Origin of the sequence: Brevibacillus sp. SKDU10 (assembly GCF_001645205.1) — a bacterium.
Classification (GTDB): Bacteria; Bacillota; Bacilli; order Brevibacillales; family Brevibacillaceae; genus Brevibacillus_B; species Brevibacillus_B halotolerans.
This window is the reverse complement of sequence record NZ_LSSO01000169.1, coordinates 18899-32302: the sequence shown is the minus strand read 5'-3', so window position 1 is coordinate 32302 and position 13404 is coordinate 18899. Positions and strand designations below refer to the sequence as shown.

8 protein-coding genes are annotated in these 13404 nt (G+C 39.7%); 3 read left to right on the top strand and 5 right to left on the bottom strand.

Going from position 1 to position 13404, the window contains the following annotated elements; translation table 11 throughout:
- Position 1: 1 nt before the first annotated feature.
- Together AYJ08_RS14330 and AYJ08_RS14325 are read right to left on the bottom strand one after the other, a co-directional pair.
- Positions 2-3391, bottom strand: coding sequence for a tubulin-like doman-containing protein (locus tag AYJ08_RS14330; protein WP_064018294.1), 3390 nt, complete (start codon positions 3389-3391; stop codon positions 2-4).
- 15 nt (positions 3392-3406) lie between these two features.
- Positions 3407-5188, bottom strand: a complete 1782-nt coding sequence (locus AYJ08_RS14325; protein ID WP_064018293.1) for a vWA domain-containing protein — start codon at positions 5186-5188, stop codon at positions 3407-3409.
- A gap of 204 nt (positions 5189-5392) precedes the next feature.
- On the opposite strand from AYJ08_RS14325, the gene AYJ08_RS24015 reads away from it, so the two are divergent.
- From AYJ08_RS24015 to AYJ08_RS14315, 3 genes are read left to right on the top strand one after another with little or no spacing between them, the layout of a single operon-like run.
- The gene (locus AYJ08_RS24015; RefSeq protein ID WP_197490676.1) at positions 5393-5542 is read left to right on the top strand and encodes a hypothetical protein; all 150 of its coding nucleotides are present in this window, start codon (positions 5393-5395) and stop codon (positions 5540-5542) included.
- Positions 5539-6480 (top strand): hypothetical protein, encoded by a 942-nt coding sequence (locus AYJ08_RS14320; RefSeq protein ID WP_064018292.1) that lies wholly within the window; start codon positions 5539-5541, stop codon positions 6478-6480. Before AYJ08_RS24015 ends, AYJ08_RS14320 begins: the two co-directional genes overlap by 4 nt.
- Positions 6477-8303, top strand: a complete 1827-nt coding sequence (locus tag AYJ08_RS14315) for an SH3 domain-containing protein (protein ID WP_064018291.1) — start codon at positions 6477-6479, stop codon at positions 8301-8303. The genes AYJ08_RS14320 and AYJ08_RS14315 overlap by 4 nt, the downstream gene beginning before the upstream one ends.
- Before the next feature lie 127 nt (positions 8304-8430).
- Here the strand turns inward: AYJ08_RS14315 and AYJ08_RS14310 are convergent, their stop codons facing one another.
- The 3 genes from AYJ08_RS14310 to AYJ08_RS14300 form a co-directional block, all read right to left on the bottom strand.
- The gene (locus AYJ08_RS14310) at positions 8431-10146 is read right to left on the bottom strand and encodes a methyl-accepting chemotaxis protein (RefSeq protein WP_064018290.1); all 1716 of its coding nucleotides are present in this window, start codon (positions 10144-10146) and stop codon (positions 8431-8433) included.
- A gap of 964 nt (positions 10147-11110) precedes the next feature.
- Positions 11111-12610, bottom strand: coding sequence for a DUF4179 domain-containing protein (locus AYJ08_RS14305; RefSeq protein ID WP_064018289.1), 1500 nt, complete (start codon positions 12608-12610; stop codon positions 11111-11113).
- On the bottom strand, positions 12603-13172 hold the full coding sequence (locus AYJ08_RS14300) for an RNA polymerase sigma factor (protein WP_064018288.1): 570 nt from the start codon (positions 13170-13172) through the stop codon (positions 12603-12605). The genes AYJ08_RS14305 and AYJ08_RS14300 overlap by 8 nt, the downstream gene beginning before the upstream one ends.
- Between the last annotated feature and the right edge of the window lie 232 nt (positions 13173-13404).

The window sequence follows — 13404 nt, the reverse complement described above, 5'->3', positions numbered from 1 at the left end:
ATTATTGTAATGTTTTGCGCATATCGTTTACTTTCGACCACGCTTTTTTATAAAAACGATACATGTCTTCCCCGTTTACATAGTCATCGCGATCGTACTCAAGCTCGTTCTTCGCTTCCTGAAAAGCAACAGTGATTTCCTCTAGCTTCGTTAACAATTCCTGCGTATCAACTGCTGATGTCATCTGGTCGCTTCGTTTACTCGCTTTGCGTTGAAGAGCAGTCATTTGTTTACCATCCAAATTGCGATATTGATTGTAGATCGCAAACTCTACATGCTTGTTCACCTTCATCAGATTGACGAAAGGCTCCCAAGCCTCTTCTTCCTCGTCCTTATCATACACATACAAGGCACCCTTTTTACAAATAGTACCTGTGTATAGTGCTTCAATGAAACGATTTAGCAGCTCTTCCTCACCTTGAATCGATTGGATGATCTGTTCTAGCTCACTGATTTTACTCTCGATATCTTCGTATTTACGCACTTCCTGCTGAAGGAGACGAATAAGTTCTGGAGAGCGGATTAAATTTTCCTTGGCCATCTCATCGTTGATGCTGCCAAACAAATCCTTTGTATACTCCTGCTCCAATCCCTGTTCCATAAAGTCCTTCAATTCAGTAAGACATCTCTTAATCTCCCCTGGGCTACCTTTAGATGGATCTTTGTCCAGCTTGTATGTAGCCAAGAAGGCAGTGATTTCGAACGGCTTGGTAATGATACAGTCGTATCGGTTGCTTGTTTGATTTTCACTGTCTTTTTCGATGATGCACCCGAAACGAACAGCTCTGTCAAATAGCTCACGAATCCTAGCATTGTACTCTTTTACACGTACATTCAGATACGTTTCTCCCCAAGATTTCTCTGGAATAGGAGATGGTAGGTACGTCCAGTTATTCTTTTCTGATTGAACTAAGTGACGACCGACACCCTCTTTTTCAAGAATGGTTCGTTCATAGCTTTCCTCATACACTTTGAGCGGTGTATAAGCAAACAAAGGAACACCATTTTTTGTATTCAACCAGAAAATACGATTTTTAACTCCGCTCTCCTTCACTGTAAAACGAGAGCCGCTGATTGACGTATTTTGATAGTTCTTGATCCCCTTCAAAATAGACGGAGCCTGAAGTGGCACCGAAACAAAGCCCCACGAAGGGAAATTCATATTGCCCAGATTATTGCTGAGGTGGAAAACTGGAATAGCTTCTTCATCTAATTTACTAGCTATTTTTCGTTCTACGATACGATCTAGCGTTTCGTCCTGCCCGTATTTCATCAGCAAAAACTCTTCCATCGACGTTGTAATCAGATGGCTGAACTTATCGGATAAAAAGTCTGAAATAGCACCGACGATATCTACTTCCGTTTCCTTGATCCAGTGATCCGAGCGCTTCAGCAATTCAGCAGTGAAATCACGTATTAAATCATCTGTATCCTTTTCATCAATAGTGTTTGCTATAACCTTCGCAATATCAGGTACGCTCACAATATTCCAGTAATACGTTTTATTTCCGGTACGATCCATCTCCTCCCCACCGTTGATGAGGATGTCACCGTTCTTTTCAAAAATTTGGTTGAGCGTATTTAAAATCTCCGTAAATACACTGTAAATCCGATTGTTTTCATCACTTAATCGGCGGTATAGCTCCTCGTAGAACTCGATCATTTGCTCTAGCTTTTCATGATCTGCAAGAAGCTGGTATTCGGTGATTTTTGCTTCCAAATAGCTATTTTTCTTCTTTTCCTTTGAAATAAAGGCACTGCGAGCATCACCTAGCTTCTCATTAGCTGTTTCGCGCGCTCCCTCAATTTCTCTTGGGAAGCTCTCTAGATTTAGTTTTAAGCTCTCGATATAAGAGAGTATCATTTTAAGCAAGGAAAAGCCCTGCTCGGAATGAATCAGACTCGATGCAAAAAACGGCCCTTGCTGTGCATGTAAAAATACTCTTGTAATCATTTCACCAAATGTAGTGGTCAGCTCGCCTGGAAGCTGTTTTTTACATTTGATGTATTCCTCTCTCGCTTTAGCCAGATAGCCCTGCTCCAGCTCATGATCGATACTTACGACCTGTTGGCTAATGACATTGCTATAGCTGAGACGCTCACTATTTTCGTAGCCTGGAATAGGTTCTGGAACCCGCTCCTCAAATCTCTTGGAAATCGAGTCGATATCGATGCCTAATTTGCGAGCAAATTTTTCTACATCTTCCTGTGTAGGAGCGGCGACAAACATATTTTCCATCTTTTTAAACAATCGGTATGCCAAATAAGTAGTCATCTCTTCAATCGGCAGTACCGCAGACGAAGCACCTATGACGTTATATTGGTAGTTAGCCGCATATGCTTTTGGCATCTGATTAATGTTGGTACGAATATTACTAATATAATCATGAATCGCAAACTCTTCGCCCGACCGTTTTTCTTCACTAGCCATGAAGTTGGTAATATTCTCAGCCGTAACATTCATGCAATAATCGTAGGCATTTTCTAATGCTTTACCCTCAAGATTTGTTGCCGAAATAAGGTGGCACAAATTGAATGGAGGCATTGGGGAAGAGACATGTAAGGCGTTGCCATATTGCTGCTTAAAGCGATCCATACGTTCGTCTGCATTCATCCAATAATCCAGCTCTTTTAACGCAGCATAACCATTTTTCATGATGTAATCGCGCGTATGCGAGCTGAGGCTTTTATTCGACAAGTTAACATCTGGTGTAAACAGATAGCCAAGCGAGTTAACCTTATCGACTCCTGCACTGCCAAATTCTCGTTCTAAAATACCGCGAACAATATAGGCAATATCCATGAAGCAGCCACTGCCGGTTCCGCCTGAGATACCCGTTAAGATAAATACGATCAGCTTCTTATTAGTGCCCTCGGTAAGCATCTTAATCTTTTTCTCAAGGGTTTGGACGACCTGTGTAATTTTAGTAAATAATAGCAAGCGCCCCGCCTGTCTAACCCCTGATGCTCCACTGATTCCATCTGTGATCGTCAGCTCAGGTGAAAGCCAATCCGTAATGTATGGTTCTAAAATGCTTCTATTCTGCAATACTCCGCCAATCTCCGGATTAGAAAGCAACACAAATTCCGAAATAGGATCAAGACCAATACCCTTGTAACGCTTGTTGCGATCATGCTCATTTGTTTCAAAAGCGACAAACTCAATATTATCCGGTTTTTCCTTCCGTTTTTTCGATAAAGAATCCACCGGTAGCTTGAAACGTCTGTTTACCTGATATTTTAAACGGAGCAACGCATCAATCCCCGTTCCACCTAAACCAATAACCAGCATCGGGTTATCAATCGTATCTACACGAATCTTCTCACTAACGATTCCCCCGCCTAAAGATACATCCAACTGCTGAATATGTTCTCTCACAACTGCTCTCATATAATCGATCCTCTCCTAGATGATATAGTCAATAAAGACTGATTTGTTTACACCAGAAAGGGATACCTTGATTCGATCGTTCTTTTTTAATTCCCTTCCTTTACTTGCATCTAGTACTCTTCCAGCCTTTTCAATCTGACAATCAGATTTGTTTTGAATGATAAGCGTGTCATTTTTGCCTGGTAGAAAAATGATTTTGTCTGTCTCCTGAAACTCTGGGGTAAGCTGCAACAATTGATGCAATTTAACCTTTCCTTTAAAGGCATTTAGTTTTTTATACTGCGGACTCGACTTTTCGCCTGTATCCTCATTGATAATTTCGATAGCCATTTGCCCCATAAATCCTTTGTTTGCCTTTTTCCACATGGATAGTACATATAACGCAATCGCAATAAGTAAAATCAGACCCAAAGTACCACCAATCGTCATGACCCACGGAAAAGGCTTTTCTTCCCCTGTTGGGGCAGTTGGAGGTTGCTGTGACCCCGTTGCCCCTGCATTTGCTGCATTCACAGTAACAGGCTGTGTTTCTCGATAAAAACTGCTATCCTCCGCTTTCACCTTAATCTCGTATTGATGGGAAGCCGGGATAGAAAAGGTACCTGTAAATCCACTGCCTGTATTCGTTAGTTCCATTTCACTTGTTTTGTTGTCTGTTACATCGTTAACGAGTAGCTTTGCCTTCATGCTTTTGTAAAGATCAGTGCTAGTTATTTTTTGTCCATTACTAACTAGTTCTGCTTTAATTTGGATATCATCGCCAGCTTTATATGTCTTAGTAGGGATCGGTTCCATTGCGAGCTGCACGTCATAGTTAAAGATCATGTTGATATCAATCTTATCCTTGGCTGCTCCTTTGACCTGTAGCTTCCAATCTCCCTGCTGGGGTTTTAGCATTTTAATCATGGAATATGCATTTGATTTCGAGAAATGAACCTGATTAGACGGAACTGGTACCGACTTGCCAGATGGATCAAACAGCTTTACCTGTACGGCATTCTTCGACATGATCGAAATATTTGCTTCCAATACATTGGTGTTAGGTATCGAGATTGTTACGTCCTGAAAGGCTCCATTTGAAGTCATGCTTTTCACCGGAACAACCTTCAGCTTCAGATGATTAGCAAAAATCTCGCTTAGAATTTGTGGTAACTTGTCAGCCGTACTTGTTTCAAAGAACTTGGCATTCGTTTCTGTCGCGATCTGTTGCAAAGTCGTTCTGTTCAATTGTCCATCAGCATTAAGTCCTATCGTATAGATAGGGTACCCTTTGCTTTTGGCCATTTGTACCGCATCCTGCAATTTTTGATCAGACATCTGCTGTGTGCGATTGGAGTCCTTATTTAAAAAGTTGTTTCCATCTGCTAACAGCACAACGATAGGAGAATGCGCCGGGTCATGTCCTGCATCTAAAATTTTTACTGCTTCATCGACCCCTACAGAAATATCTGTGTAAGCACCTTTTTGCAAGCTATCAATAAAAGCTTTGATTTGCTGCTTATCTTGATCGGATTTAACCTCAATCAGTGCCTTTTCGCGCTCAATTTTATCCGTATATGCGATGACCCCGATCTTATTCCCCTGAATAGAGGTCATATCCACAAACATTTTCATTGCTTCGTTACTTACTTTGTTTTTATCACTTTGGGTCATGGAATTGCTGACGTCTACAACCAACACAGCGTCCATTTTATCTCCACCGGTCTGTGCAAAACCAAACGTGGCACCTGTGGTTAGAGAAGTCAACAGAAGTCCCACGCACAATATATGCTGAAAAAACCTCTTACATTGAAGCATGCTATTGAACCTCCGCTACTTAATTTTTTTGTAAAAAATATCCAAGTTTTTGAACAACTATTGCAAAGAATGTGACTATATGACAAGATTACCACTATATTTTACAATTAAAAAGAGAAAAGCCATGTAAGATCCATATAACGTTATACGGACGTATGTACTATTATGTTACATATTTCGACATTGATATTTGGAGAATGATAGATGATAACTTATATCTTTTTAGCTATTTCTTTGGTACTACTGGGCTATCGTTTCACTCAACTATGGATATTCAAACGAAAAAGTAAAACAGAAGCTGAGATGGATCAGTATCTTCATGCGCTGTTAAATAATGAAGGTGAGCAAAAATGAAGACAAAAACTGGTGTTCAATTCAGAAAGACTGTCAAAACAACTCATGCCTTTGAGCGTTTAAAATATTGTCCAAAATGTCATTCCTATTCTGTGCTGTGGGATACGGAATGCCCCTTTTGCGAAAAAAACGTAACACTCCTGCCTATCCGTGCTGTCGCAGCAGCCACTACTAGACGACACGTTCAAATTCGCTTTCTTTGGATCGGTCTCTTTGTCTGTCTCGCAGCTATTTTTGCTGATACGACAATGAATTTGGTACTTGCGTGTAGTGGAGGCGTTCTTCTCTTTTTGCTCTTTTGGCTCATGCAGAAGCGGTATGGCTCCTACGAACAAAAAGTTCATTTTGAACAGTTCATCAAAACAGAGCAGGAAAATATGAAAAATGCTCTCTATCGACAGCTAGAGGATATTGATGCTGATGTAAAGGCAAAAAAATATAAGGATGCCTATGAAAAAATCAGGGAAGTTGGCTACTTTATCGACTCTGATTTGGTAAAAATCCTCAAGGTCAAATATCTCAATCACTTTGTACTTCGCAAGGACATGGAATTAGAGTTAGATACGCTGATCCCTTCTGATTACAACTATCATTTTATTGCCTATCTTCATGAGGCACTAAAAGTCCAACCATGGTTAGTAAAACAAGCTGTTTTAGATTATGTTATTTCAAATAAATCGTATATTCTTCAGGAAAGTAATGGTACGCAAATCCTCGGTCAGGTGGCAGGGGCATCTTTACGGGTACGAGCTCATATAGATCACTATCAGGATTTTATTATTGAGTTCATAGAATATTTGCCTAAGGAGCGTTTGATTCGTTTAGCTAAAATGGTGAGTGCCCATCAAAATAGTCAGTGGGCCAAATTATATGAAGCTACCAAGAGACACGTGGATCAGCACTACTCGTTTGATCCCGAACTGAAAGGATTGCTATGAAGAAATTTATTAGCAAACTACTCCCTGCCTATCAACGATCACTTTGGATACGAAATATCCTGCTAATTTTATTCCTGTTGGCTTTAATAGCCATGGGTGTCAAGATTAGATATAGCCTGAAAAAAATCAATTTATATGAAGAGGCAAAAAAGCACTATCAGGAAAGAAATTTGCTTGCGGCCGAAGAAAGCTTCGCTAAAGCACAAGCCATTACTACTATCAGCTATGGCGATGAAGCATGGGATAAGCCATTATCTGCACTGCGTTCCATTCGCCAACAGCTAAAATCCATCTCTGAGCAGATTCATGCTGCCGCAGGAGATAATCAGGTAGGAGATATGCTAGAGCTGTATACGACCTACCACACCTTTAAACAGCACGCCCAGCAGGAAGAACAGCTATTCGTAGATTTTTTCACACAAGTTTCTGAAGAGCATGCAATCGAAGCTACTTTAAAAAATTACTTTCTTGCAATGAAAAAAAACCATACTACATCTATGCAAGAAAACCTGACCCAGCAAAATTATTATGATGAACGCTTTGTTCATTCTTTGGCCGCTATTCCAGATGAATTTTTTGGCGGGGAAAAACAGAAGAAACAGGAGCTCATTTCCCTTTTTCGTTCCTATGATCAAAAAAAATACAGGGATGTAACAAACAGAAGTACCTTCGACCAGGTAATCCAATCAGCCTCCAGAAGCTTACGTGCCTATAAGCAAGTAGATATACAAGGTGATTGGTTACTTGCTTTACTAGAAAAGTATGCTAGCTCCCAGATCAAGCGTTCGATTCGCAATAAGGACCTAGACACATTTATCATGCAGGCAAAGGCTTACCGTCAGATTAGTGACTTGCTACCTACTGATTCGGAGTCCATCAGCCTTCTTGATCAACATCTCGCCTCTCAGTTAAAGCAAGCGGAGCGTTACACAAAAGCAAACCAGTTTGAAAAGGCACGTGACCTGTATCAAAAGCTAAGCGATCTTCAGGATACATCCCGGCTCGTAACGGAATTAGAAGACCGCTGGATCAAGCATGATCCAATTCGCCTATTGAAAGAAAAATATCCAGATAAATCGTTTGAATTCGTCCTCACAGGAGAGAAGCGCTGGGGGTCTGTCGTTTATACAGCCGGTATTTCAGAGGAAGATCAACATCTTCATTTGGCAGCAAAAATGCCGGATGATCATTCTGTTCTGTACTTAGAGGAGTCTTTTCATACGGACACAAAGCTCAAAAATCTCAATATCTCAGATACATTAATTAGTAAAGAGACCCCCATCCTCCTTGTGGAAGCAACGGGTAAAAACCGTCTCTCTACATACTATGGATTTGTTCCCGATTTATCCAAAAAAGATTGGGTGAAGCTATTTGAGGTAGAGGCAGATGGATTTACAGTGGAAGGCACAGGCTCCGTAATTCTAGAAAATGCCGAGGGCAAAGGGGAAAAGGAAATAGCAGCCTTTAAGCTAGAGGATAATGGGCTTGTCTATGAAGAAAAGATAAGGGATTATCTATCGCAGCCCCCCGAGACTGAGCCTGATGTAGATTCAGACACGGTAACAGATGAGAAACCCGAGTCGGGAGCAGAAGAAACCTCCCCACACGATAATGACCCAGCCTCTCCTTCCAAAAAAGACGGGATGGGAAATGGCTCGTCCGAGGATTCCATCAAGGTTTATGCGGGTCCAGGTGAAGAATATGGTGTAATTGGCCAGATCAAAAAGGGTAGCCCGATTCAGGGCATAGCTGATCAAAACGGTTGGCATCAAATCTCATTTAACGGGAATTCTGGCTGGGTACGTCTTGACCCATTACCGTAAGCGAGTACCCATAGATAAAAAAGCAATTTGGTGCCTAATAAAAAAACAAGCTGGCAGAGTTAAGATTCCGCCAGCTTGTTTTTGTTTCTATCTTTTCGGTTCCTGCCTTTAGAGAAAAGGTTATCAGTTACTGAATTTTAAATTGTGCTAATAGCTTCTCAAGTTCCTTAACTGTCTCATTCATTTTCATAGAATGATTAGCCATTTCATTGGTAGAAGCCGATTGGTCCTGAATTGATTGTACAGTTTCATTTGTAGACCCAGCCACCTGGGTAGCAGTAGAAGATATTTCTGCTAACGACGCATTTATTTCTTCGGTTCCTGCTGACATTTCTTCGGTTGTTGCAGATACCTCTTGAATTTGATACGTGATTTCATTTATTTCTTCCACAATAGCATTGAAGGTTTTGCCTGCCTCATTGGCTGTAATAATTCCTTGTTTTGCCTCTTGCTGTCCTTTCTCCATGACATGAACAGCATCCTTCGAATCCTGCTGGATATAAGTAATCAAATGATTGATTTCACTTGCCGATTGCTTGGATTCCTCCGCTAGCTTTCTCACCTCGTCTGCAACTACAGAGAAGCCTCTTCCAAATTCACCGGCACGCGCCGCCTCAATCGCCGCATTTAACGCCAATAGATTTGTCTGTTCAGCAATATCTGTAATAGACAACAAAGCTTTATCAATTTGCTGTGTATTTTCCAGCAAGCGGCTTATAACAGCCGATGTTTCCTCTACAGAATTATGAATCGTATCCATTTGTGTAATGAATTGCTCCACTACCTGACTGCCCTCTCTCGCCTGTTCCACTGTAGTGATTGCTAATTCAGCAACAGTAGAAGCAGATTCGGCCACTCGCTGTACTCCGGTCGACATTTCATCCATGGCCTTAGCACTTTCCTGAATACTTAACATTTGTCCTTGCACTTGTTGGTTCATTTCATCAATGGTAACTACAGCGTTGCTAGAGATAGCAGAAACATTTTGTGTTTCGTGTAGCATATTGTCTGTTGAAACCATTACGGTGTTTGTTGCTGCTTGAACTTTTCCCATCAACTGCTGAAGATTTTCTAGCATTTCATTGAAAGAGGAGACGATGCTTCCCATCTCATCTTTTGATTCATAGGAGGTGCGAATGGTTAAATCTCCTTGAGCTACTTGTTTCATATCTGCTTCTAGTAGATCAATAGGATGCTTAATCGATTTGCTGATAATATAGCCTATCATACTAATAAAGATAACAACTAGTAAGGCTACAATACCAAACATAAGTATAGTGAAATTGGCTTCCTGATAATTTTCAGTTTGAATTTTATCTGCTTTTTCTTGCAAGTAGGTCAGTAATTTGTTAAGAGAAACAATGGCATCTGTTCGTGAAGGCTGAAGTTCGGCTAGGTAATACGTATACGCTTCTGCATTTTTATTTTGACTAGCCAATGAAATCGTTTTGCTTGTAAATTCACGCAGCTTGTCAAAGCTAGTTCTAAATTCTTCGTATAATTCCTTTTCTTCCACTGGAATACGGCTGCTTTCCAATTTTTTGAGTAAATCATCATTCTCCACGCGTAATTCCTTGATGATTTTATCAAGTTCGTTGTTCCTTGTTTCATCAGTGGTAATCATATATTCCAAAACATTCATATGAACCCTAAAGAAATTCGATTCTAAATCTCCTAACCACTGAATAGGAAGTAAACAATCCTCATACATGCCTAAGGCAGCTTCGTCCCCTTTTTTTAATCCGCTGTACCCTAATGACGATAAAGCTACAAAAGATAAGATAGACGTTAAAATGATGAGTAATAATTTCGTTCTTATTTTTAAGTTTTGAAATATCCGCATGGGGTTCTCCTTAATTGTAGAATTTTCTAATTTAATTATATAATGCTCCAAGCTGAAAACGATACTTATTTTGAAAAAAATGTTGAATTTTGTCGAAAAAAATCAAACAATGTCGATAAATATATTTTTTATCGGAATATTAAGATTAGACATATAAAAAACACCTCTTATCCATATTAAAATTGGAATACTGCCCAACCCTTCTCTTTTTATTATCGAACTTTTTATACGAAACATTTATTCTATCCAACACTTACTTACTGATTGAGGTTTATAAATAGGCATAATGCATGTAAACCTAATAGCTTTTTTGCTATTAGGCCTATTATTTATCATTCTTATCTAAATGTCTGTCTTGGTATCATTATTAGGGAGCGCTTGTCAGTATTTATCCATTTGTGGGTATGTTCGAATATTTTCATATATGCTTACGGTTTATCTTGTAATCTTTTAGTAGTAAAAAATACCAATAACCAGTCTCAACTACTGCAACTACACCGAATATTGCCCAAATTTCCCCTGAACAAAGCTTTCTAAAGAAAAATTCAATTTCATTGCCATATCCCCTTGTCAATGCATGTTAAAAGCTTAACGATTTTCGCGATAATATTGCCTATTTCATAATCATAAAATCTTGAACTTTGATGTCTTCCTTAGGGAGATTAAATAATTGTTCGATTCTTACTGTCATTATATCAATAATACAGAATTTTCCTATCTTTTAATTACCAATTTTGAGGTACAGGTAATACGCTTTGCTCAGACTGAGCTTCATTTCAATTCGTAGCATTTTTTTAAAGCGGTCGATAAAGTGGATTACCTGCTTTTTGTGTTACCGAAATATTCACTCTATAGGATTCAATCAAAAAAATGGACAGGCTATTTTTCCTGTCCATTTTCCTGCTTATACACAGCTCAATATTATTTTTCTTGCCTCCATTACTTTTCGCGCAACCATTATTTCTCATTTATCTTCTTTTGGCATTGGCAATGGTACTCTCCAATCCAGCTCATAGCTCTTTTCTGCCAGTTCGGAAATAAGGCTGATCTTTTGCGGAAGTTCTTTCATTTCATAACTTTGCAATTTCATTCGGATATGGTTTCTGCCTTGTTCGTCCTTTCCTAACAATTTAAAATCTCCGCCTGTTACATTGTATATTTTGCCCTTCTCATCTTTTATCGTCCAATCAAAGTGATTAATAATTTTATCTGTATCATCATCCACTAAAATTGTATTTGGTATTTGAACAATATCCTTTAAATAAGCCTCTAGTGTAATAGTAGCATGCTTCTCATCCTTGGGAGATGCTTCATTTTGAGGTTTGTCAAAGGTTACTGACTTGATCTCAATCGTTTTGCCATCCTCATCTACTCTTACAGGTTTATCGGCAAGCTGCTTCGGCTCAAATGATATGTCCAGCTTATACGGTTCTGTTTTTACTAAAGAATCTAATACTAGTGTATATTGATGATCTGGAGACAGAGGAGCAAATCCGTACTTCCGGATAGAATGACCATATTTATCTAGGTACTTGCGCGGAGTAGCAATCTCCGTACTTAGGTCCTTTACTTTCTCTCCCTTTTCATTTTCAACATGAAAATTCAGCTTATAATCATCATAGCGAACATAAGGGGGAGCTGAAGCTATTTTTCCTTTCACTTGTTTGCTTTCCTGCACTAATCTTTTCTTTGCCTCTTCCGTCCATTTTGTTTCATATTCGACACGCCCAGCAGTCGGTGAATACATCACGCTGTTCAAATTGATTTGCAGTCCCTGCGGTGTTGTATACATCCCATTCATTGGCAGCACCTTTGAAGCCGTAATTGATTTTTCTAAATCAAAAGGAACCTGTAAGGACCAATCCCCTTTAACAGAGTCAATCTCACTTCCCTTGACTTTCAGTAAAAGCTTCTGTTGTTTTTCCCCCACTGGATTTTTCAGAGTGAGATAGCCGTATTTATCATCGTAATATCCTAATGAATATAATTCGCTAGATACTCTCTTAAATGGATTCCCTTTTAAATCTGTTACTTCTGTATCCCATATACTTATCTTATCAGGATGAATAAAGTTATTCTGCTGATCCTTGACCGAATATACAGCCACAATTCTCATTGGGTCAGCCAATATTTCCTTTATTTCAAAAGTATAGCCCTGATCCGTAACAGAGGCGTTTACCTTCTGTGAAAAGCCCTCCTCTGCTGCATTTTGCAGCTCTTTATTAGAACTGCCTTCAAATAACGATTTTACATAAGCTGCAAATGTGGGTGATACATATGAACCCACCGATACCGTTAACAGCAGAGCGCAGGTAATTGAGACTGGCAATAGCAAAGTGCCTAGTAAACGCGACCTTTTTCTTTTATAGGCCACCGCCTGGTCAGGCATCACAAAAGTAGGCTGATCCAATTCTCCAGCTACCTTTTTTAGAGTTTGTGCAATCTGTTTGTCAAGATTAGTCATGCATGATCACTCCCATCTCGGAAATTACCTGTGGTTCTTTTTCAGCTTGTATTTTCTCAGCGATTAGTTTTCTGGCCTTATGCAGCCTTGATTTTACCGTTCCCTCAAACACGCCAAGGATTTTTGCAATTTCAGCTACACTAAACTGTTCATAATAGTAAAGAATCACTGCGGAGCGATGCTTCGGCGTCATTGACTGGATTGCTCGCCAAATCTGTTGCTCTTGCTCCTTTTGCAGAATGCTCTCCAATGGGTTTTGGTCAGGATCAATGGATTCTGCGTACTCTTCCGTATTTTTCCTTCTACGCACCTGATTAAGTGCCCGATGTGTCACAATTTTCATAAACCAAGCTCGAAACGATGTCCCTTTTCGTTCATCATAGCGATAAAGTGATTGATATGCCTCCCATAGTGCTTCTTGAACAGCATCCTGAGCGATATGGTAATCATGGACGATTAAAAAAGCGACTCGAAATGCCGTAGTTAAGTGAGGCTGAACAAGTGCTTCAAAACCAACTGAACCTCCTTCTCTAGCTATTGGAAAATGATGATTTTCCTCCACGTAAAAAACCTCCTCGTTTTCCCTGTCACTCCTTATTCACCAGTTCTCGTATTTTGGTTCATTTTAAAGAGAGAAAAATTTCCCCCACTTGCACTGGGGTAAACCGTAATGGGACAATCGATGCAATCTATGTATTCTTTTCTTAATGAAATAATTGATCATTCAGACACTTAGGTGAATCATCAGGATTCGAAAATTGCCGTCCCAAACAACCGTTGCTTCGGCAGGAGAC